The sequence below is a fragment of the Tessaracoccus sp. MC1627 genome, from assembly GCF_014164725.1.
Taxonomy (GTDB): domain Bacteria; phylum Actinomycetota; class Actinomycetes; order Propionibacteriales; family Propionibacteriaceae; genus Arachnia.
This window is the reverse complement of record NZ_JACJGA010000003.1, coordinates 1-21,568: the sequence shown is the minus strand read 5'-3', so window position 1 is coordinate 21,568 and position 21,568 is coordinate 1. Positions and strand designations below refer to the sequence as shown.

The 21,568-nt window shown below is 68.4% G+C and carries 22 protein-coding genes; 10 read left to right on the top strand and 12 right to left on the bottom strand.

Annotated elements, in window-relative coordinates:
• Positions 1-103 precede the first annotated feature (103 nt).
• The gene (locus tag H5399_RS08060; RefSeq protein ID WP_182782536.1) at positions 104-1,480 is read left to right on the top strand and encodes an HNH endonuclease signature motif containing protein; all 1,377 of its coding nucleotides are present in this window, start codon (positions 104-106) and stop codon (positions 1,478-1,480) included.
• Positions 1,481-2,161: 681 nt separating this feature from the next.
• Here H5399_RS08060 and trpD read toward each other — a convergent pair.
• Genes trpD through H5399_RS08045 form a run of 3 tightly spaced genes read right to left on the bottom strand, consistent with a single transcriptional unit; the run spans position 2,162 to position 4,604 of the window.
• Positions 2,162-3,199, bottom strand: coding sequence for an anthranilate phosphoribosyltransferase (trpD, locus tag H5399_RS08055; protein WP_182782535.1), 1,038 nt, complete (start codon positions 3,197-3,199; stop codon positions 2,162-2,164).
• A complete protein-coding gene (locus tag H5399_RS08050) occupies positions 3,199-3,606 on the bottom strand; it encodes a response regulator (protein WP_182782534.1) in 408 nt (135 codons plus the stop codon). The genes trpD and H5399_RS08050 overlap by 1 nt, the downstream gene beginning before the upstream one ends.
• Complete coding sequence (locus tag H5399_RS08045; protein WP_182782533.1) at positions 3,603-4,604, bottom strand: cytochrome c oxidase assembly protein; 1,002 nt, start codon at positions 4,602-4,604, stop codon at positions 3,603-3,605. Before H5399_RS08045 ends, H5399_RS08050 begins: the two co-directional genes overlap by 4 nt.
• Positions 4,605-4,793: 189 nt before the next feature.
• Here H5399_RS08045 and H5399_RS08040 point away from each other — a divergent pair, with 189 nt between their 5' ends.
• The 4 genes from H5399_RS08040 to H5399_RS08025 are packed head-to-tail and all read left to right on the top strand — an operon-like array spanning position 4,794 to position 9,070.
• Positions 4,794-5,408, top strand: coding sequence for a heme-copper oxidase subunit III (locus H5399_RS08040; protein WP_182782627.1), 615 nt, complete (start codon positions 4,794-4,796; stop codon positions 5,406-5,408).
• A gap of 22 nt (positions 5,409-5,430) precedes the next feature.
• Complete coding sequence (locus H5399_RS08035) at positions 5,431-6,231, top strand: c-type cytochrome (RefSeq protein ID WP_182782532.1); 801 nt, start codon at positions 5,431-5,433, stop codon at positions 6,229-6,231.
• Positions 6,228-7,292 (top strand): ubiquinol-cytochrome c reductase iron-sulfur subunit, encoded by a 1,065-nt coding sequence (locus H5399_RS08030; RefSeq protein ID WP_182782531.1) that lies wholly within the window; start codon positions 6,228-6,230, stop codon positions 7,290-7,292. Before H5399_RS08035 ends, H5399_RS08030 begins: the two co-directional genes overlap by 4 nt.
• Entirely contained in the window at positions 7,292-9,070 is a 1,779-nt protein-coding gene (locus H5399_RS08025) for a ubiquinol-cytochrome c reductase cytochrome b subunit (protein ID WP_182782530.1), read from the top strand. The genes H5399_RS08030 and H5399_RS08025 overlap by 1 nt, the downstream gene beginning before the upstream one ends.
• Positions 9,071-9,283: 213 nt before the next feature.
• Here the strand turns inward: H5399_RS08025 and H5399_RS08020 are convergent, their stop codons facing one another.
• Positions 9,284-10,267, bottom strand: a complete 984-nt coding sequence (locus H5399_RS08020) for a pirin family protein (RefSeq protein ID WP_182782529.1) — start codon at positions 10,265-10,267, stop codon at positions 9,284-9,286.
• A 176-nt stretch (positions 10,268-10,443) separates the two neighbouring features.
• Here H5399_RS08020 and H5399_RS08015 point away from each other — a divergent pair, with 176 nt between their 5' ends.
• Entirely contained in the window at positions 10,444-11,904 is a 1,461-nt protein-coding gene (locus H5399_RS08015; protein ID WP_182782528.1) for a GuaB1 family IMP dehydrogenase-related protein, read from the top strand.
• A 249-nt stretch (positions 11,905-12,153) separates the two neighbouring features.
• Complete coding sequence (locus H5399_RS17570; RefSeq protein ID WP_220490912.1) at positions 12,154-12,633, top strand: hypothetical protein; 480 nt, start codon at positions 12,154-12,156, stop codon at positions 12,631-12,633.
• A 174-nt stretch (positions 12,634-12,807) separates the two neighbouring features.
• Here the strand turns inward: H5399_RS17570 and H5399_RS08005 are convergent, their stop codons facing one another.
• From H5399_RS08005 to H5399_RS07975, 7 genes are all read right to left on the bottom strand, one after another.
• Complete coding sequence (locus H5399_RS08005) at positions 12,808-13,206, bottom strand: cytochrome c oxidase subunit 4 (RefSeq protein WP_182782527.1); 399 nt, start codon at positions 13,204-13,206, stop codon at positions 12,808-12,810.
• The gene (ctaD, locus tag H5399_RS08000; protein WP_182782626.1) at positions 13,203-14,855 is read right to left on the bottom strand and encodes a cytochrome c oxidase subunit I; all 1,653 of its coding nucleotides are present in this window, start codon (positions 14,853-14,855) and stop codon (positions 13,203-13,205) included. Before ctaD ends, H5399_RS08005 begins: the two co-directional genes overlap by 4 nt.
• Positions 14,856-14,932: 77 nt before the next feature.
• Positions 14,933-15,640: a cytochrome c oxidase subunit II gene (gene coxB, locus H5399_RS07995; protein ID WP_182782625.1), complete on the bottom strand. Its 708-nt coding sequence runs from the start codon at positions 15,638-15,640 to the stop codon at positions 14,933-14,935.
• Between the two features lie 299 nt (positions 15,641-15,939).
• Positions 15,940-16,296 carry an iron-sulfur cluster assembly accessory protein gene (locus H5399_RS07990; RefSeq protein ID WP_182800084.1) on the bottom strand — a complete coding sequence of 119 codons (357 nt, stop codon included), beginning with the start codon at positions 16,294-16,296 and terminating at the stop codon, positions 15,940-15,942.
• A gap of 108 nt (positions 16,297-16,404) precedes the next feature.
• Positions 16,405-17,298: a glycerate kinase gene (locus tag H5399_RS07985; protein WP_182782525.1), complete on the bottom strand. Its 894-nt coding sequence runs from the start codon at positions 17,296-17,298 to the stop codon at positions 16,405-16,407.
• On the bottom strand, positions 17,295-17,630 hold the full coding sequence (locus H5399_RS07980) for a hypothetical protein (RefSeq protein WP_182782524.1): 336 nt from the start codon (positions 17,628-17,630) through the stop codon (positions 17,295-17,297). The genes H5399_RS07985 and H5399_RS07980 overlap by 4 nt, the downstream gene beginning before the upstream one ends.
• Complete coding sequence (locus H5399_RS07975) at positions 17,627-18,451, bottom strand: PspA/IM30 family protein (protein WP_182782523.1); 825 nt, start codon at positions 18,449-18,451, stop codon at positions 17,627-17,629. Before H5399_RS07975 ends, H5399_RS07980 begins: the two co-directional genes overlap by 4 nt.
• A 149-nt stretch (positions 18,452-18,600) precedes the next feature.
• Between H5399_RS07975 and H5399_RS07970 the strand changes: the two genes are divergently transcribed.
• Positions 18,601-19,254, top strand: a complete 654-nt coding sequence (locus tag H5399_RS07970; RefSeq protein WP_182782522.1) for a DUF3043 domain-containing protein — start codon at positions 18,601-18,603, stop codon at positions 19,252-19,254.
• On the top strand, positions 19,254-19,460 hold the full coding sequence (locus tag H5399_RS07965; RefSeq protein ID WP_182782521.1) for a hypothetical protein: 207 nt from the start codon (positions 19,254-19,256) through the stop codon (positions 19,458-19,460). The genes H5399_RS07970 and H5399_RS07965 overlap by 1 nt, the downstream gene beginning before the upstream one ends.
• Here H5399_RS07965 and H5399_RS07960 read toward each other — a convergent pair.
• Positions 19,429-19,737, bottom strand: coding sequence for a hypothetical protein (locus H5399_RS07960; protein ID WP_182782520.1), 309 nt, complete (start codon positions 19,735-19,737; stop codon positions 19,429-19,431). The genes H5399_RS07965 and H5399_RS07960 overlap by 32 nt on opposite strands.
• Before the next feature lie 62 nt (positions 19,738-19,799).
• On the opposite strand from H5399_RS07960, the gene H5399_RS07955 reads away from it, so the two are divergent.
• A complete protein-coding gene (locus H5399_RS07955; RefSeq protein ID WP_182782519.1) occupies positions 19,800-21,302 on the top strand; it encodes a leucyl aminopeptidase in 1,503 nt (500 codons plus the stop codon).
• The last annotated feature ends 266 nt before the right edge of the window (positions 21,303-21,568 follow it).

The window sequence follows — 21,568 nt, the reverse complement described above, 5'->3', positions numbered from 1 at the left end:
TTCGACCGAGATCCTATTGCCGTACGACTGTTCGATTATCACGATTGGGTAACAGTGCCTCCCCGTGCTTGGATTGGTGCTTGTGTTCGATTAAAATGGGGGCATGCATCAACGGCGGCTCACCACGGATCAGGCGCTCGATGCGCTGGAGTCCACGCTGTCGCAGGTGGATCACGCCGAGCGCGCAGGGCTGGATGCCCCGGCGAGGCTGCGGTTGATGCAGCGTGCGCGGCGGCTGTCGGAGCGAGTGGGGACGCTGGCCCTCGTGCTGACCGACGAAGCCAACCGGGCGCAGGCGTCCATGCGGGCGGCCGGCACGCCGTTGACGTCGTTTCTGGCGGTGTCGGAGCAGCGTGACACGAAAGAAGCCGCAGCGCAGGTCTTCCAGGCGCGGGATGTCGCGGCCCACTCCCATGTGAAGCAGGCGGCGCTCGACGGCGAGGTGTCTCCGGCGCATGCCGTGGCCATCTCGAAGGGCATGGCAGAGCTTCCGGCCTCGCTGACCGCGGAGCAGCTGGAGCGAGCGCAGGAGGCGTTCCTCGGACGGGCAGGCACCACCACACCGCGGGAGTTGTCGAAGCTGGCGCCGCTGGTCCTGGCCGAGGTTGCGCCGGAACAGGTGCCCACCCGGGAACAGCTGGTCGCGGATATGGAGGCCCAGGCCCGGCGGGCGAAGGCGAAGCGCTCATTCTCCTACGGGGATGACGGCGACGGCTCGGTGTGGTTCAGGGGGTCGCTGCCCGCGGTGGACGCGGCACCGTTGATCGCCACCGTCGAGGCCTACGTCCAGGCGGATCGACGAGCGGCGCGAGATCGGCTCACCGGTGTCCGTTCGCTGCGCCCCGGGCCGCAGCTACTGCGCGATCACGCGGCCGCAGACCAGGGCCGCACGCCGGAGCAGCGCCGCGCCGATGCTTTCACCACCCTGGTGGGCGAGCACCGCGGGGCCCCGACTGTCGCGGGAGACCGGCCCCGGATCGTGGTCACCATCCAGGAATCCGACCTCCGCGGGCGCGCCGAAGCCGTCGGCGTGCTGGCCTCGGGCACGAAGGTCTCCGCCGGGGAGCTGCGTCGCCTGTGCTGCGACGCAGACCTCACGCCCGTGGTGCTCGGCGGCGGGTCTGAGGTGCTGGACCTCGGCCTCACTGAGCGCCTCGTCAGCCGCGGCCTCCGCAAAGCGCTGACCATCCGCGACGGTGGCTGTATCTTCCCCAACTGCACGGCTCCGGACACCGCCTGCGAAGCCCATCACGTGATCCCCTGGTACCTCGGCGGGCCAACCTCGATGGGAAACCTGGTCCTCCTCTGCGCGCACCACCATGCCGTCGTGGAGCCACAACGCTTCAACGACGCGGCGGACCAATGGACCATCACGTTCGATCCGGTCACCCGCAACCCGATGATCTCGCCGACGAAACGAATGCGGCTGTATCTGCACGGTCGTGATCGACGGCCGGGCGAGGTCCACCGTCGGCCTTAGGACCCGGCCGCCCGGGTCTGAACGCGCGCGACACGACCCTTCGAGACAGCCGACGGTCGCTCCGCGACGCCGGCCTCCTCAGGGAGCGGGTGCAGGGCCGACCTTCGCGACGCCGGCCTCCTCAGGGAGCGGTGCAGGGCCGACCTTCGCGACGCCGGCCTCCTCAGAGGGCAGGCAGGAACCCGCCGGCACTTCGCCTGCGAGGCTGCGTTACGACCCTTCGAGACAGGGCCACGCCGCTCCGCGGGTGGGCCCCTCCTCAGGGAGCGGGAATGGGCCCCCGCGGTGCCTCAGCAACACCACCGGCGGCTGGGCCCGGGTGTTCATCCCAGGGGGTCTTGAAGGTCACGTTTCACAGGCTTCGAGGCCGCTGCGCGGCACCTCAGCCAGCGGTAGGGGGCCTTGCGCTGTACCTCAACCAGCGGTGATGGGCTGGTCCGGAAGGTCACGTTTCATAGGCTTCGAGGCCGCTGCGCGGCACCTCAGCCAGCGGTAGGGGGCCTTGCGCTGTACCTCAACCAGCGGTGATGGGCTGGTCCGGAAGGTCACGTTTCATAGGCTTCGAGGCCGCTGCGCGGCACCTCAGCCAGCGGGAATGGGCAGCTCGGCCTGCGGGAGAGGGGCCCTGCGCCGTACCTCAGCCAGCGGAAAAGGGCAGCTCCGCCGGCGGGAAAGGTCTCGTCAGCGGTTGGTGGCTTCCACCCAACGGTCGAGGGTGGAGGCCGCGGCGCCGGAGTCGACGGCGTCCTGGGCCGCCTTGAGAGGCTCGCGCATCTGGTCCACCAGCGGCAGCACCGTCGAGATCCCCCGATACGCCAACAAGGCCGCGGCCGCGTTCAACACCACGATGTCGCGCACCGGGCCCGGCTTGCCGGCCAGCATGTCCCTGGCCACCTGCGCGTTGTGCGGCGCGTCACCGCCGTGAAGGTCGTGCGGTGCCGCCGGCTCCAGGCCGAGGTCCTCCGGGTTCAGCACCGTGCGGTGCACGCGACCCTCAGAGATCATCCACACGTCAGACTCCGACGTCGTGGTCAACTCGTCCAATCCGTCGAACCCGCGGAACACCATGCCCCGCGTGCCGCGTTCGGCGAGCACCCGCGCGATCACCGGGGCCACGTCGTCGTTGGCCACACCCAACGCCATCGCCCGCGGCCGGGCCGGGTTGGCCAGCGGGCCGAGGAAGTTGAAGGTGGTCTGGATCCCCAGCGCCTTGCGTACCCCGGCTACGTTCTTCATCGCCGGGTGGTACAGCTGCGCGAAGAGGAACACGATGCCCACCTCGTCGAGGATCCCCGCCTGGCGCGCGGGCTCGACGTCGATCCGCACCCCCAGCGCCTCCAGCGTGTCAGCGGTGCCCGCCATCGACGATGCCGCCCGCGACCCGTGCTTGACCACCTTCGCACCCGCACCAGCAGCGACGATGGCGGCCATCGTCGAGATGTTGACGGTGTTGGCGCGGTCGCCGCCCGTGCCCACGACGTCCACCGCGTCAGGATCCAGCGCGATGGGCAGCGCGTTGGCGAGCATCGCGTCCGCCAGCCCCGCGATCTCGTCCTCGGACTCGCCCTTCGCACGCAGCGCCGTCAGCAGAGCAGCGATCTGCACCTCGGAGGCGCGCCCCGCAAGGATCTCGTTGAGCGCCCACGTCGCGGCGGTGGACTCAAGGCCCTCGCTGCGCACCAGGCCGGTCAGGATGTCGGGCCAGGTGTAGCCCGACATCAGCCGACCTGCGCCAACCGGGCACGGATCAGGTTGGCCGCCTGGACAGGCATGGTGACCGGGTCGATCGGGAAGGGGGCCACGGCCTCAGCACGCGCCCAGGACGCCAGCCACGCGTCCGCCTCACGCGAGACGAGCAGCATCACCGGAGGACAGTCGGCGTACTCCTCCTTCACCTGGTGCGCCAGCCCGAACCCGCCCGAGGGCTGGGCGTTGCCGTCGAAGATCATCACCGCGTAGTCCGTGCCGGCGTCCAGCGTGCGCAGCAGCGCGCCCTGGGTGGCGACCTCGAAGATCTCGATCGGCGGCAGATCGCGGGCGACGCTGCTGCCCAGGGTCAGCCGGACCTGTTCGCGCACCGTTCGGTCGTCGGAGAACACCAGCACCTTCGCGGTGGCTTCGCTCATCTTGGGTCTTCCTTCGCGTTGTCGCCGACAACCGTCGGCCGAGGATCCTTCTGGGGGTCATCGTAGCCAAGACCCGGCTGCCTGGTGCGCTGGGCCTCCTCCCGGTCCAGGGCCCTGTCCACCCGCTTGGCCTCCCGGTTGGAGTCCTTGATCCATTGGATGAAGATCGTGATCATGGCCGCGAACATCGTGATGTCCCCCGTGGCCCACATCAGTCCCCCCGCCCAGGACTGATCCTCCATGGGCGACAACCCCCACGACCGCTCAAAGGCCAGGTACCACTCCTCCGCGATCAGCCGCGTCGAGCCCATGATGGTCACGCCCAGGAAAGCGTGGAACGGCATCGTGAGCAGGAACAGCAGGATCCGGATGGGATACGGCATCTTGATCGGCACCGGATCCACCCCCAGCAGCGGGAAGAAGAACAGGCAGCCCAGAGTGATCAGGTAGAAGTGCAGGAAATCGTGCCAGAAGTCGTTCTGCAGCGTGATCTCGTACCAGCCCGACATGTACAGCGCGAACGGGCTGGCCACCATCAGCCCCGTGGTGAGCGGCGGGAACAGCAGCACCTTCGCCACCGTCGAATGCAGCACCGCCAACAGCCAGCCCCGCTGCCGCTTCGGGAGGGTGCGCAGCGCCAGGGTGGCCGGCGCACCGAACACCAGGAACACGGGCGCGATCATGTTCAGCAGCATGTGCTGGAGCATGTGCACCCAGAACAGCACAGTGTCGTAGACGCCCAGGAAGCTGAAGATCGCCACCGCGATGGTGCCCAACCCGAGTCCGACGAATGACACGGTGCGCATGACCGGCCACCGGTCACCGCGACGGTGCAGCGTCCACACGCCCCACAGGTACAGGCCACCCACGACGAGCAGGCCCAGCACCGCGTAGAGCGGGAATTCCCAGGCGGTGAAGTAGCGCGCACCCACCAGCGGAATGATGTCGTCGTCGGGCTTGGCGTGCAGCGGAAGTGCGGCCAAAGCCTGGACAAACATGCGCGGATTATCGCATGCCCCTCCGCCGCGAAACCAGGGGGGTACCCCTAATCCGGCCGCTGGCGTGACCTCAACGGGTTTTACCGCAATAATGACCTCGTGGCGACCAATCATGACACCCTCATCGCACCGACGGAGCTGCCGACGGGCGCACTCCACGCTGTCCCCTCCGCACGACTGAACAAGCCGATGGGCAGGCCGGACACGGTCGCCGTCGGCACCATCGTGTGGCTCGCGAGCGAGCTGATGTTCTTTGCAGCCCTGTTCGCCGCCTACTTCTGGATCCGCAGCATCACCAACGACGCCGCGGCCGCCGCCGGGGTGACGTCGCTGTGGGACGCCAACACGGTGCACTTGGACACCACCTTCGCCGCCGTCAACACCGCCATCCTGGTGCTGTCGTCGGTGACCTGCCAGCTCGCCGCCAACGCGGCCGAGGCCGGCCGGGTGTCGGGCTCCTGGCTCAACCCCATCAAGTGGGGCATGCGGCAGGGCTTCATCGTCACCGCCACCCTGGGTTCCATCTTCGTCGCCGGCCAGGTGTGGGAGTACTTCACCCTCTTCGGCGAGGGCTTCACCATCTCCACCAACCAGTACTGGTCCGTGTTCTTCCTCGCCACCGGCTTCCACGGCCTCCACGTCATCGGCGGCATCGTCGCCTTCTGGTTCATCCTGGCGCGCTCCTACATGACGCGCACCCACACCCACGAGCAGACCGTCGGCGCCCACGTCGTGTCCTACTACTGGCACTTCGTCGACGTGATCTGGATCCTGCTCTTCGGCGTCCTCTACTTCCTCCGCTGACCGCACTAGACCTGGAGACACCGTGAAGTTCCTGACCAACCTCCGGCGGCATGCGGCGGCGCGTCCCTTGCTGCTGATCTTGGCCCTCCTCGTCGTCGGCCTGGGCTACAGCGTCGTCAGCCCCCAGCGGTCCTCCGCCGAGACCGAGATGACCCAGCAGATCGAGGAGGGCAAGGCCCTCTTCGACTTCACCTGCTCCTCCTGCCACGGCCTCGGCGGCGAAGGCACTTCGCAGGGCCCGTCCCTGGTGGGTGTGGGCGCCGCGTCCGTGGACTTCCAGATGGGCACCGGCCGTATGCCGGCGGCCCGGGAGCAGGCCCAGCTGCCCGCCCGCCAGGTCAACTACTCGCAGGAGCAGATCGAAGCCGTGGCAGCCTACGTCGCCACCCTCGGCGCCGGCCCCGCCATCCCGACTGAAGACCAGTACTCACCCGAGGGCCTCACCGAGGAGGAGATCGCTCGCGGCGGTGCCCTCTTCCGCGCCAACTGCTCCGCCTGCCACGGCATCGTCGGCGGCGGCGGCGCGATGCCCAACGGCAAGTACGCCCCCTCCCTGGTGGAGACCGCACCGGTCCACATCTACGAGGCCATGCGCACCGGACCCCAGCAGATGCCCACGTTCTCCAAGGACGTCATGCCGGACCAGAGCGTCCGCGAGATCATCGGCTACCTCGACGAGGCCAACTCGCAACCCAACTACGGCGGCCTCACCATGGGCGACGCCGGGCCCGTCTCCGAAGGCTTCTGGGCCTTCGTGATCGGCATCGGCGGCCTCGCCATCGTCGCCACCTGGATCGCTAAGAAGGGGGCCCGGGCCCGATGAGCCACGACAACCTGCCGGTGCGTGACCCCGAGCTGGGTCACAGCGTCGCCAACCCCGGCCTCGAGGAACACGTCGAGCGTTACGCCGACGCGGACAAGGGCGCAGGCAACCGCGCCTACACCGCCATCCTCCTCATGCTCGGCGCCGTCCCCCTCCTGTCCATCGCCTTCATCGTGATCTACTTCGCCGTCCCGCGCGACATGGTCATCGACTTCGGCATCCTCCGGGCGAACGCGCAGAACGTGGGCTTCGGCCTGACCGGCGGCCTGTCGGCCGTGCTGATCGGTGTCGCGGTGATCCAGTGGGCGCGCGTCATCATGGACGACCGCGAAATGGTCGAGACCCGCCACTCCGCCTCCTCCTCCCCGGAGGAGATGCGCACCATGCTGCAGGGCTGGGACGACGGCGTCGAACAGTCCGGCGTCCGCCGTCGCAAGCTGATCCTCGGCGCCCTCGGTGGCGCCGTCGGCATGTCGGTGGTTCCCCTCGTGGTCCTGCTGGCGGACATGGGGCCGCATCCCACCAAGGCCGTCCGCGCCGAGACCATCGAGCAGACCATCTGGGCCGAGGACGTCCTCATCCTCAACGACGAGAACTGGCTGCCGATCCGCCCCGAGATGCTGGAGGTGGGTCAGCTGGTCAACGCCCAGCCCGCGACCCTGCGGGACCTGCACGGCGTGGAGGCGCACCAGGCCAAGGCCAAGTCGTCGCTCATCCTCGTGCGGATGGACCCCAACTCGATCCAGATCCCGGAATCGCGCCGCGACTGGCACGTCTCCGGCATCCTCGCCTACTCCAAGATCTGCACCCACGTGGGCTGTCCCATCTCGCTGTGGGAACGCCAGACCCACCACCTGCTGTGCCCATGCCACCAGTCGACGTTCGACCTCGGCAACAGCGGCGTCGTGGTGTTCGGGCCCGCGGCCCGCTCGCTGCCGCAGCTGGCCATCAAGGTCAACGCGGACGGCTACCTGGTGGCCCAGGGAGACTTCACCCTCCCCGTCGGCCCGAGCTTCTTCGAGCGCGACTCGAGCAACGACTTCAAGGATGGTGACCAGTAATGGCCGATCCCACCACAGTCGCCCCGTCGTCGCCGACGATTGAGCCGAAGGTCGCGCCGGTGACCAACCCGGAGGCACCCGGCCTCGTCAAGTGGGCCGACGAGCGGGTCGGGCTCACGAAGCTCACCAAGCCCCTCCTGCGCAAGGTCTTCCCCGACCACTGGTCCTTCATGCTCGGCGAGATCGCGCTGTTCTCGTTCATCGTCCTGCTCCTCACCGGCGTGTTCCTCACCATCTGGTTCGTGCCGTCGATGGCGGAGATCGAATACGACGGCTCGTACCAGCTCCTCAAGGGCATGCCTGTCTCCGAGGCGTTCGCCTCCACCCTCAACATCTCCTTCGACGTGCGCGGCGGCCTGCTGGTGCGCCAGATCCACCACTGGGCGGCGCTGCTGTTCGTGGCGGCGGCCACGGTGCACATGCTGCGCGTGTTCTTCACCGGCGCGTTCCGCAAGCCGCGCGAGGTCAACTGGCTGATCGGCGTCGGCCTGCTGTCGCTGTCGCTGATCGCCGGATTCGCCGGCTACTCCCTGCCTGATGATCTGCTGTCCGGCACCGGCCTCCGGTTCGTCAACGGGCTCGTGCGCTCCATCCCGATCATCGGCACCTGGGCCGAGTTCTTCGTCTTCGGCGGCGAGTTCCCCGGCGACATCCTCATCCCCCGGCTCTACATGGTGCACATCCTGCTGGTGCCCGGCATCCTGCTCGGCCTGATCTCCGCGCACATGGCGCTCATGGTCTACCACAAGCACGGACAGTTCCCCGGCCCCGGCCGCACCGAGAACAACGTCGTCGGTTACCCGATGTTCCCCGTCTACATCTCCCACATGGGCGGCTTCTTCTTCATCGTGTTCGGCGTCCTGGTCCTCATGGGCGGCTTGTTCCAGATCAACCCGGTGTGGCTGTACGGGCCCTACGACCCGTCGAAGGTCACCGCGGGCTCCCAGCCCGACTGGTACATGGGCTGGGTGGAAGGCGCCATCCGCATCATGCCCGCCCTCGAATCAAGCTTCTGGGGCACCACCTGGACATGGAGCGTGTTCCTGCCCGGCGTCGGCCTGATGGGCGTGCTGTTCACCGCGCTCGGCGCGTGGCCGTTCATCGAGGCGTGGATCACCGGCGACAAGCGCGAACACCACCTTCTGGACCGTCCGCGGAACGCGCCGGTGCGCACGGCGCTGGGTGTCGCGGGGATGACCTCGTACGGCATGTTCTGGATCGCCGGCGGCAACGACATCATCGCCACCCGGTTCGCCCTGGACCTCAACGCCATCACGCTGTTCACGAGGGTCGCGGTGTTCGTGGGTCCCATCATCGCGTTCATGGTCACGAAGCGCATCTGCCTCAGCCTGCAGCGTGCGGACCGCGAACGCGCCCTGCACGGCTCGGAGGACGGCGTGATCGTGAGGTCGCCGTCGGGCGGGTACTCGGAGTCCCACGTGCCGGTGTCACACGGGGAGCAGTTCGTGCTCACCCAGCACCTGCAGCACAAGGTGCTCGTCGCGGGGGCCGACACGGACGCCGCGGGTGTCCGCCGCAAGGGTGGAGTGTCGCGGCTGCGGGCTCGACTGTCGCGGTGGTACCTCGGCCACGACATCGCCAAGCCGACCGCCCAGGAGCTTGAGGCGGCTGCGCATCATGGGTCGCATGGGGGCCATGGGTCGCTCAATGGGGTCGGTCCGGATGGCCACGCCGTCGACGGTGTCGCGGTGGAGGGTCGCGAGCTGGACGGTCCTCGCCACGGGGCCGGAGCCGACAAGGCGGGTCTGCACCACTAGATGGGTTGAAGAGTTGGCCGGAGGGCGTCGTCTGAGGACGGCGCCCTCCGTCGCGTTTGGGGTCGCGGCCTTGGGTCACGTCGGGGCCGCGCGGCTGATGTTCCTCCAGAACGCATGTCGAGCCCCCAGGGGGCCCGGAGACCGATCTGGAGGAACGTCAGCCGCGCGGGTCTGCCCCAACCGCCTGGGAGGGCAGGCAGGGTAGGCGGCAGGTTAGGCGCGACGGCGGCGGAAGCGGGGCTTGAGCCTGGTTGTCGGGAGCGGTGGGGCGTCGAGGCGCTGCGTGGCGCCCTTGTAGCCGCGGACTCCGCCGAACCTGTCGTCGCCCGCCTGCCACGCCTCACGCAGCTCGACGATCTCCTCATGGCTCCGTCCGATGAAGTTCCACCACATGACGATGCCCTCCTCGAACGGCTCACCGCCGAGCAGCATGAGGCGGGCGTCGCGGTCTGTGGGGTTCCGGAGGCGGAGATGGTTGAGGCCGGCGTCGCGGACGCCCATGGCGTCCTTGTCGATCAGCACCCCGTCCACCTCGACGGCGCCGACGTCGACCAGCACGCCGTGTTCGTAGCCGGGCTTCACCTCGAACTCCCACTCCGCCCCTGGCCGCAGGATGATCTCGGCGCCCAGCAGGCCGGTCTCCGTGGTGATCGGCGACGAGACGCCCGCCAGCTCCCCCACCATCACTCGCGCGCTGCCGCCCGGGATCTCGATGACGTCGGGGCGGTGATGCTGGAAGCCGCGCTGCATGTCCTTCGCGTGCTCGGGCAGCACCACCCACAGCTGAACGCCGTGGAGGTACTCGGTCTGGGCGGTGGTCACCTCGGAGTGCGAAATGCCGAAGCCGGATGTCATGAGGTTGACCTCGCCTGGGCGGACGAGGTCGTGGACGCCGCCGGAGTCGCGGTGTTCGATCTCGCCGTCGAACAGCCAGCTGACCGTCTGGAGCGAGGTGTGCGGGTGCGGCGCGACGTCCATTCCGCCGGTGGCCTCGACGAGGTTCGGGCCGTAGTGGTCTGCGAAGCACCAGGCGCCGACGAAGGACCGCTCGAGCTGCGGGAGGGTGCGCCGAACGGTCATCGCGTCGGGCCCTTCGCCGAGGCTGACGAGCTTGGGCTCCAACTGCTGGATTTCGGTGGGCGGATGGTTGTGGTGCTCGCAGTCGACGAACTGGGGCGAAGACTCGGTGTTGCTCATGGCACTCCTTGCGCGGGTGCCTCCACGCTACCCGTCGGATGCTTCCTGCACCGGGTGCCAGGGGCTTCGACGCGGTCGGCGGCGCTCCGCGCCCGACCGGCTCACCCAACGGCGAGTGAAGACCGCGGAACTCAGCGCCCGGCTCACCTAACGGGACTCAGGTAGACTCACCCGACGTGCGATTCCTTCATGGTGACCCCAGCTACGACCTGACCTACAGCGACGTCTTCATGGTCCCCAGCCGATCGAGCATCAGCTCCCGGCTCGACGTGGATCTGACCTCCACCGATGGCCTCGCCACCCCCACCCCCCTCGTCGCCGCCAACATGACGGCAGTCTCCGGCCGCCGCATGGCCGAGACCATGGCCCGCCGCGGCGGCTTGGCAATCTTCCCGCAGGACATCCCCAGCGACGTCGTGGCCCGGTCGATCGACAAGGTCAAGGCCGCGCACCCCGTCTTCGACACCGCCGTCACCGTCTCCCCCACCACCACCGTCGGGGAAACCCTCAGCCTGATCGGCAAGCGGGCCCACGGCGTCGCCGTCGTGGTGGACAAGGACCGCCGCATCGTCGGCCTCGTCACCCCGCAGGACGCGTCGGACTCCGACCGCTTCGCGCAGGCCAAGGACGTGATGACCAGCGACGTCACCCGCGTGGCCGCGGACACCACCCCCGCCGGCGTCTTCGCCACGCTCAGCGAGCAGCATCAGAAGGTAGCGCTGGCCGTCGACGCCGACGACCGCCTCGTCGGCCTGATGACCCCCAAGGGCGCCCTGCGATCCGCGATCTACTCCCCCGCCGTCGACCACGAGGGCCGCCTGCGCGCGGGTGTCGCGGTGGGCATCAACGGTGACATCTCGGCCAAGGTCCGCGCCGCGTTGGAGGGTCGCGCGGATGTGATTGTCATGGACACCGCCCACGGGCACCAGGAGAAGATGATCTCCGCGCTGAGCCTCGCTCGGGAAGCGCGAGACGCGTTCGAGGCCGAGACCGGCCGACGGGTCCTCATCGTCGCGGGTAACGTCGTGACCACCGACGGCTGCGACGACCTTATCGACGCCGGTGCCGACATCCTCAAGGTGGGCGTCGGGCCAGGCGCGATGTGCACCACGCGGATGCAGACGGGCGTCGGCCGGCCACAGTTCTCCGCCGTCCTCGAATGCGCCGAGGCGGCCAAGGAGCGCGGGAAGTCGGTCTGGGCCGACGGCGGCGTCCGCCACCCTCGCGACGTCGCCCTCGCTCTCGCCGCCGGCGCCGGCTCGGTGATGATCGGCTCCTGGTTCGCGGGGACGCACGAGTCGACGGGCGACCAGCTGATGGACAACCAGGGGCGCGTGTACAAGGAGTCGTTCGGGATGGCGTCGTCGCGGGCGGTGCGGCAGCGCACCCGCGAGCAGTCGGCGTTCGACCGGGCCCGTGCCGCGATGTTCGAGGAGGGCATCTCGTCGTCGCGGATGTACCTCGACCCGAGGCGTCCAGGGGTGGAGGACCTTATCGACTGGATCACCTCCGGCGTACGGTCGTCGTGCACCTACGCCGGGGCGAGGAGTCTTGACGAGTTCGCCGAGCGGGCTGTTGTCGGGGTCCAGTCTGGCTCCGGTTACGAGGAGGGTCGCCCGCTCGATCAGAGCTGGTGAACGTTCGGTCGCGGACGCCAGGGCGGACCCGCTTGAATGTGCGGTCACGACCCTTCGAGACGAGCCCGCCGCTTCGCGGATGGCTCTCCTCAGGGAGCGGGAGGGGACGTTCACCATCGGCCAGACCTCGTCGTTGACACGCTTGTCGCAAGCAATGGGCCTGTATTCTCTCAAGGCCCTCTCAGGTGTTAAGGTGAGCTAGACCATACGCCTCGGTACAGACGTACCGTTTCAGAGGGGGATCCCACCATGGCTTTTGACTCAGCCGCACCTATCAATCGTCGCACCGTGGCCAAGGGCATCGCCTGGTCGGTGCCCGCCGTCGCCATCGCCGGCACAGCGCCCGCGTTCGCAGCCAGCCGCTGCGTGCCCGAGCCTGTCGCTGACCCCACGAAGTCGTGCAAGAAGGCTGGGCAAGAGCAGTCGTACAAGCTCTACTTCGCCATCAGTGGAGAGACGTGCAACCTTAACGATTGCAGCGGCACCATCACCCAGATTAAGGAAAAGACCGGGCAGGGCACAGTCCTCTGGACCGGCACTGCGGCTCTGGACGGGAACACCCCAGTCATCATCTGCAACACCAACAACATGGCGAGCAGCGTTCTGGTGAACGCCACCATCACTTGCGGAACCACCACCACCACGTACACCGATTTCGAAGTGGACATGCCGAACTTCAACAGTGCTGGCAATACCTGCACTGACAACGTGTTCTGTGGCGCTGCCTGAGCCACTGCGGGGGCAAACAGGCATGGGCGCTAGCGCTCATTAGCTTGGTGAAGGGGAGAGGGCTGACCACCGTCAGCCCTCTCCCCTTCGTTTTGCTCCATGGCAAGCAAGTCCTCAACGCAAAGCAGTGGGGGCCCGGTCCTCATCGAACCAGGCCCCTCTTCGTTCTGGTCGTCAGTGCTTGTAGTCGCCCCGATAGAACTCGAGGATCCAGCCGCTGGCCGACCAGATGCCGATCCCGAAGCCCACAAGGCTGATCCACGGCTGCGACAGGGCAGGGCCCAGGAAGATGACCATGACGGTCAACGCCGCGAAGAACGGCCAGATGCTCTTCGGCGCGAAGAACCCGATGGTGCCCGCCCCCTCGATCACCTCAGCGTCCTCACGATCCTCCGGGCGCGGGTCGAAACTCCGCGCCGTCAGGGTCAAGTAGCCCGCGATCATCAGGCCCAGCAGCCCACTGAACCCCAACACGAACGTGCCGGCGATCTCCTGCGCCATGAACCAGTAGATGGGCGTCACCACAGCGAAGAAGACGAAGATGAACCAGAAGACGTACTTCTCGGGCCTCACAGCTTCTTACCTTCCGGCTCGACGATGGGGTTGACGCGGTCCAGCAACTCGCCCGGGTCTTCCGCGTGCAGGTTCGCAGCCTCAACCAGCTCAGGCCGGTGCATGTCCAGCGCGGGGCTGAGGGAGCGGATGCGCGGCAGCGAATCGAAGTTGTGACGCGGCGGCGGGCAGGACGTGGCCCACTCCAGCGAGCGTCCCCATCCCCACGGGTCGTTGACGCCCACCATGGGCGACTTCCGCGTGATCCACACGTTCCACAGGAACGGCAGCATGGACACACCCAGCAGGAACGCACCGAACGTCGACACCTGGTTCAGGAACGTGAAGCCCTCCCAGGCGCCGTAATCCGCAATGCGTCGCTGCATGCCCTCGACGCCCAGCCAGTGCTGCACGAGGAAGGTGGTGTGGAAGCCGACGAACAGGAGCCAGAAGTGCACCTGCCCCCACGTCTCGTTGAGCATCCTGCCGGTGAACTTCGGCCACCAGTAGTAGAAGCCCGCGAACATCGCGAACACCACGGTGCCGAACAGCACGTAGTGGAAGTGCGCCACCAGGAAGTAGCTGTCCGAGACCTGGAAGTCCAGCGCAGGAGCCGCCAGGATGATGCCGGTCAGGCCACCGAACAGGAACGTGGTCAGGAACCCGATGGCAAACGTCATCGACGCATTCAGCGTCAACGATCCGCGCCAGATGGTGCCGATCCAGTTGAAGAACTTCACGCCCGTGGGCACCGCGATCATGAACGACATGAACGAGAAGAACGGGAGGTTGACCGAGCCGGTGACGAACATGTGGTGCGCCCACACCGACACCGACAGCGCGCCGATGGACAGCGTCGCGAACACCAGGCCGTAATAGCCGAACACCGGCTTGCGGCTGAACGCGCTCAGCACCTCGGTGATCACGCCGAAGAACGGCAGCGCGATGATGTAGACCTCGGGGTGACCGAAGAACCAGAACAGGTGCTGCCACAGGATGGGGCCGCCGGAGGCGGGGTCGAACACGTGCGAACCCAGGACGCGATCCGCCTCGAGCACCAGCAGGCCCGCCGCCAGCACCGGGAAGGCGATGAGGACCATCAGCGAGGTGACCAGGATGTTCCACGAGAAGATCGGCATCCGGAACATGGTGAGGCCCGGCGCACGCATGGTGATGATCGTGGTGATGAAGTTCACCGAGCCGAGGATGGTGGACAGGCCGAGCAGGTAGAGACCCATCACCCACAGGTCGTGCCCAACCCCGGGCGAGTGGATGGCATTGGACAGCGGCGCGTAGGCGAACCAGCCGAAGCTGGCGGCGCCGTCGGGGCTGAGGAAGCCGGCGCACGCCATGAGCGAGCCGAACAGGTACAGCCAGAACGAGAACCCGTTCATGCGCGGGAACGCCACATCCGGGGCGCCGAGCTGCAGCGGCAGGATGGCGTTGGCGAAGCCCGCGAACATCGGCGTGGCGAACATCAGCAACATGATGGTGCCGTGCATCGTGAAGAACTGGTTGAACGTCTCGTAGTTGACGAACTGCATGCCCGGGGCGGCGAGCTCCGCGCGGATGTACAGCGCCAGGATGCCGCCGAACATGAAGAAGCCGAACGCGGTGACGAAGTACATGTTGCCGATGACCTTGTGGTCCGTCGTCGTCAGGTACTTCATCGCGGTCTCGCCGAGCCGGTGCGGCTCGGTGCGGGTCTCCTGCTGGATCGCCGTGCGCTCTGTGATGGTTGCGCTGCTCACTGCTGCTCCTCCGGTGCTTCCGTCGGCAGAACGGCCTGAAGGGCCTCCTGCAACTCCCTCTCGCCCGCGTTGCCGTTGGCGGCGAGCTCCCGAACGTGCTCTGCGTACTCCTCCTGAGTCACCACATGCAGCTTGAACAGCATCAGCGCGTGATACTCGCCGCACAACTCCGCGCACTTACCGTCGTAGATACCCAGACGGTTGGGCGTCACCTCAAAGGAGTTGGTGGTCCCGGGAATGACGTCCATCTTGAAGTAGAACGACGGCACCCAGAAAGAATGGATCACATCGGCGGACTGCAGATTGAACCGCACAGTCTGATCGACCGGCAGATACAGCTCCGGAATGGTCTCCAGCGTTCCGACGGTGAACGCATCAGTGCCGATGTCCGGGTTGTCCGCCTCCAGGTAGTTGAACGTCCACGACCACTTCTGACCGATCACGTTGATGGTGACATCCGGATCCTCGGAGGTCTGCAGCACGGCGTCGGAGGCCTTGACGGTGTAGAAGAACAGCACGCCGATGATGAGGAACGGCACCAGGGTGTAGAGCAACTCGAGCGGCAGGTGGTAGGTGGTCTGCCGGGGAGCCGGAGCATCGCCGTCGCGGCGGCGGTAGCGGATGACCGCCCATCCGATCAGGCCCCAGACCAGCAGGCCGATCACCAGGGACGCGATCCAGGCACCCACCCAGACGTCGCCCATCACGGGCGCCTGTTCGGTGGCCGCGACCGGGAGGCCGAACCGCGCCGCCTGCTCGGAGCACGCCGTCAAGCCCATCAGGGAGAACGGGACTCCGACAAGCAAGGCTGCACGAACCATCCGCCGACGCGATGGAGCAGGATTGCCACTCACAAGTTGCCCTTCCGTAGACCGAACAGCCCTGCGAAAAACCATGCTGGATTCACAGGACACCACTGCTGGGGCCCACCTTAACGCAAAAAGCCACCCCCGCGGAGATGTCTCCACAGGGGTGGCCTAGCATAGGAAGTTTCAGGCGAAACTCAGTGGAAGGAGTCTCCACAGGCGCATGACCCTCCCGCGTTGGGGTTGTCGATGGTGAAGCCCTGCTTCTCGATGGTGTCCACGAAATCGATGCTGGCGCCGCCAAGGTAAGGGGAACTCATCTTGTCCGTGACGACGACCACGCCGTCGTAGTTGGTCGCGACGTCACCGTCGAGCTGACGGTCGTCGAAGTAGAGCTGGTAGCGCAGGCCGGAGCAGCCTCCGGGCTGCACCGCGATGCGCAGCGACAGGTCGTCGCGGCCCTCGGCGTCCAGCAGGGCGCGCACCTTCTGCACGGCCACGTCGGTGAGGACGACGCCGGTCTGGATCTGGGTATCGGTCACGCTTGACTCCAAATGTTGTAAGTACGTGTGGTGTGACGATTCTACGCCGCGCCGGCAAGAAACCCCATCCCCGTATCGCCGACGGCGTAGGAGAGACATCGCGGAGGGCGTAGGAGATCTTCACCACGACCAGGTGGCGGCCACCTTTGCGGCCATCTCGGCCAACTGCTCCGGGGTCGACGGCTCGTCGCCCGCGCCCGGAAGCAGGGGGTAGGCGGACTCCAGCCCGGCCAGGCGCAGCTCTCTGGCGGAGACGAAGTTGCGGCCCACCACCGCGATCACCGGCCGCAACGCCTCCCCCGCCAGCGACACCACCCGTTTCACCACGGGCCCGCCGACGGCGTGGAAGTCCAGGGACTCGGCCCCCGTCACCACCACATCGGCCTGCCCCAAGGTGCCCGCGAGCCCGTAGCTCTCCTCGAGGAACGTCAGCGGGTCCGTCACCACCCCGCCCATGGCCTGGATCAACAGCCCCGCTCCCCCGGCGGCCCCGGCCCCCGGCCCGGGGACCAGCCCCAGGTGAGCGGCCCAGCGCCCGGCCACGGAATCCGCCGCGAGCACCGCCGCGAGGTCAGCGCCGCGCTCACGCCCCTCCGTCGCCGCCATCCCCGTCAGACCGGTCAGCGGCCGCTCGGGCTGGCCCTCGGGGACGAGCGCCACGAGCCGACGACCCGCCCACGCCTCCCCCGCGACCTTCAACGCCGCGACAGGCTGCGCATCGAACGCGTCCAGCGCCTCCCGGGCCAGGTCGTCGACCCGGCAGCCGGTGAGATCCACCACCAGGTCGCCGTCGGCCTCGGCAAGGAACCGGCCCAGCTCGACGGCGTCCACCGGCGACACCAGGGTGGCCGCAGGCGCCGCCACCGCGACCGCCGCGGCCAGCGCCTCGCCCTCCACGCCCAGTGGGACGACGACCACCTCAGCGCCACGCTCCATGAACGCCCCGGCGATGAGTTCGGACGCCCCGGCCGCGCTGAGCCCGGCCAGGGCGTCCGAGGCAACAACGACTCTCAAAGCTCCGTCGACTCCGGGTCCGACTCGCTCAGCTCATCGTCGGCGTCCGGGATCAGCCCGTAGTACTCGCTGATCTCCTCCAGCAGCTCGCGCATCTCCTCGAGGGTGACGTCCACGTCCGGCAGCACCAGATCCGACTCCGCCAGGACGTCCTCGGGGACCTCGATGCCCCGGGCGCGCACACCCTCGACGAGGCCCTTCAAGGCCTCGAGCATGCCAGGCTCGTCGCCCGCCGCCACCCGATCCTCCAGCGCGCGGTCCAGCTCGTTGAGCTCCATCAGATGCTCAGGCTCCAGGACCCACTGGCCCTGGCCCATGATCCGCACGATCATGCCTGCGACTCCTGGCCGGGCGCCGGCTGCGCGGCGGGCTGCTGCGCCTCCACAGGGGTCGCGGGCGAGGCCGTCGTACCGTTGCCCGGCGCCGAGATCTCCGCGCGGGGCGCCGGGGCGCCGGTCAGCTGAGCCTTCAAGGCGGCGAGCTCGTCCTCGACGACGGAGTCGGAGGCCAGCGCGTCCAGCTCGCGGGTGATGTCGTCCTTGTACATGCCGCTGGGGTCCTCCAGCGCGCCGGAGGCCAGCAGCTCGTCGACGGCGGACGCCCGCGCCTGCAGCTGCAGGGTCTTGTCCTCGGCCCGCTGGATCGCGAGGCCGACGTCGCTCATCTCCTCGGAGATGCCGGTGAACGCCTCGTTGATGCGGGTCTGCGCCTCCGCGGCAGAGTAGGTGGCCTTGATGGTCTCCTTGCGGGTGCGGAACGCGTCCACCTTCGCCTGCAGGCGGGAGCTGGCGCGCACCAGCTTCTCCTCCTCGCCCTGAAGCTGGGCGTGCTGGGTCTGCAGGTCATCGAGCTGCGTCTGCAGGCCGGCCTTGCGGGTCAGCGCCTCGCGGGCAAGGTCCTCACGGTTGGCCTCCAGGGCGCGCGCCGCCGCCGCCTGCAGCCGCGCCACCTCCTGGCTCATCTTCGTGGCCTGCAGCTCCACGCGCTTGCGGCTGGTGGCCACATCCGCGACGCCGCGGCGCACGTTCTGCAGCAGCTCCAACTGCTTCTGGTACGAGTAATCGAGGGTTTCACGGGGATCTTCGTACTTGTCCAGGGTCTTGTTGGCCTTGGACTTGAAGACCAGAGCGATGCGCTCAAAAATGCTGGCCACGGGGTGTCCTTCCACGGAAGTGCAATGTGCGCCTCCACGGTAGCGCGGCGCCGGTCCGCCTGGAGTGGATCGCTCCCCTGAATCAACCCTGAGGCGCCTCGGGTAGAATGGGCAGCCGTACCCGCCCCTCGCGCAAGGACACCAGCACCGTGGCACTGTTCCGCCCCTACGAGCGCTCGCAGAAGACCAGCTCAGCAGATCACATCTCGACGCTGACCCCCAAGGGGGAGAAGGCGGCCGCGAAGAATTCCTCCGGCGCCGCCCCCGCGCCCGCCGTCGAGCAGGGCACTCCGGCAGCCGCGCCGAAGCAGGCGGTGCGTAAGAAGGAAGGCGCCACGCCCACGCGTCGCGCCGCCGAGGCTGCCCGGATGGAGCGCCTGCACCCCACTCTCACCCCGAAGCAGCAGCGCAAGGCCGACGCCAACTCGAAGGCCCGCGCCCGCAACGAGGCGTGGGAACGGGTGGAGAAGTCCCCCGAGCGCCAACTGGTGCGCGACTACGTCGACACCCGCTGGACTGTCGCGGAGTTCATGCTGCCCGCCATGATCCTCGTGATGGCCGCCGTGATGGTCACCATGAACAACGTCGTGCTGTCCAGCTGGATCTCGATGAGCCTGTGGGTGCTGCTCGGCCTCGTCATCATCAACGTCGGAATCATGTGGCGCGGCTTCAAGAAGCTGCTCGCCGAGCGCCACCCCGACGCCCCCACCAGGGGCCTGCTGGTCTACATGTTCAACCGCTCGCTGATGATCCGGCGCTTCCGCCAGCCGTCGCCCCGCATCAACCGTGGCGACCCCATCTGATGAGCTACCACTGGAAGCCGGAGACGGGCGCCTTCTCCCTCGCGGATTTGGAGGCTGTCGGGCTGCTGCACCGCTTCGAGGATCAGGCCGCAGCCGAGGAGTGGCTCGGCGTCTTCTACGGCGACCTGCTGGAGCAGGGTGTCGCGGAGGTCAGCCTCTACGAGGAGGACCGCCTCATCTACGGTCCGATGTCGCTGCATCCGTGACCCGCTGCTGACGCGCCACCACCACCCCGAAGGCCACCATGCCCAGGCCCGCCGCTACCGCGAACGGGGCCTGCTGCCTGGCCACCGCAATCCGGTCCTCGTAGCGCTGCACCTTGCCGCCCCGCTCGTTGGTGAGGCTGGAGTACTCGCAGACGTCGCCGGGCCCCATCTCGATGCCGCGGCAGGACGTCGACGGCGCCGCCCACGACACCACGCCCCACGCGGCCACGGCCAGGCCCGCCACGACGAACGCCCACAGGCCCACCCGCTTGATCATGGGCGCAAAGGTACCCGCGGGATGCGGACCGCCCCAACTCCCATGTCGGTAGGCTTGCGCGGGTGAGCCGGAACCCAAACCTGACCCTGACCAAGTCCCTCCCGAAGGGCGTCGACGTCGTCGTGCTCGGCCTGGTGACCATCAACCAGGCCGGCCAGGCCCTCGTCGGCCTCGTCGGAGACCTCGACAAGGCGTGCTCGAAGATCTACGGTCGCGGCGTGGCCGATCTGGCCGCGGCGCTCGGCGCCTCCGCCAAGCGTGAAGAGGTCACCTTCCTCCCCGTCGTCGACGGCGCCCGCGTGGCCGTCGTCGGCCTGGGGGACGCGGACGTCACCCCCGCCGGGGTGCGGCTGGCTGTCGGCACCGCGCTCCGGAAGATCGCCGAGCTCCCCGAGGCTCAGGGGCTGGACGTGGCGGTGTCGCTGGAGCTGACCGACCCCGAGCTGCTGCGCGCCGCCGGCGAAGGCGCGCTGCTGGGGGCCTACGCGTTCCAGCCGATCACGGCCACGTCAAAGGTCGCGGCGGTGGGCTCGGTGTCGCTGGTGTCGTCGCTGCTCGGCGCCGAACAGAAGGACGCCGTCACGCGCGCCAAGACCACCGCCGACGCCGTCTGCCAGGCACGCGACTGGGGCAACACTCCCCCCAACCTGCTCTACCCCGAGACGTTCGCCGAGGCCGCGCGGGTCCACGTGCGCGACGAGCGGATCACCGTCGACATCCTCGACGACAAGGCCCTGGAGCGCGGCGGCTACGGCGGCATCATGGCGGTCGGCGGCGGCTCCGCGCGCGGGCCCAGGCTGGTGCGGTTGAGCTACGCGCCGCGGGGCGCCGAGACCCACCTGGCACTGGTGGGCAAGGGCATCACGTTCGACTCGGGCGGCCTGGACATCAAGCCCGCCGGGCAGATGGCCGGCATGAAGTTCGACATGTCCGGGGCGGGCGCGGTTGTCGCGGCGACTCGCGCCATCGCCGCCCTGGGCCTCAAGATCAAGGTGACTGCCTACGCCGCGCTGGCGGAGAACATGCCCTCCGGCAGCGCGTACCGCTCGAGCGACGTGCTCACCATGTTCGACGGCCAGACGGTGGAGAATTTCAACACCGACGCCGAGGGCCGCCTCGTGATGGCCGATGCCATCGCCCGCGCCGGCCTGGACAAGCCCGACCTCATCGTCGACGTCGCCACCCTCACGGGCGCCTGCATGGTCGCGCTCGGGCTGCGCACCGGTGGGCTGCTCACCAATGGGGAGGCCACCTCGGACCTGCTGCTGGACGCGGCGGAGGCCGCCGGCGAAGATTTCTGGGAGCTGCCCATCACGGAGCACACGCGGGAGCAGCTGAAGTCCACGGTCGCGGACATGAAGTCGGGCGCCGGGCACCGCTGGGGCGGCGCGCTGGTCGCGGCGGCGTTCCTGGAGCGCTTCGTGCCCGACGGTGTCGCGTGGGCCCACCTGGACATCGCAGGCCCGGCCGAGAACCCGGACGCGCCGTACGGCTACGTGCCGAAGGGCGGGACGGGTGCGGGTGTGCGGACGTTGGTGTCGCTGGCGGGGTTGCTGTCGGCCTGACCTGTTGAGGGGTGCCCCGGTTCCCGTTGCCCGGTCCCCTTTGCCCGGTCCCCGTTGTCGGTGCCGAGAGGCGTGACTCAAGGCCCGGGCGGCCGTTATCCACTCCTTACACCGTCGACGGTGCAGGGAGGTGGGGGGGGGGGGGGGGGGGGGGGGGGGGGGGGGGGGGGGGGGGGGGGGGGGGGGGGGGGGGGGGGGGGGGGGGGGGGGGGGGGGGGGGGGGGGCGCGCGGGCGCGGGCGGGCGGGGGGGGGGGGGGGGGAGGGG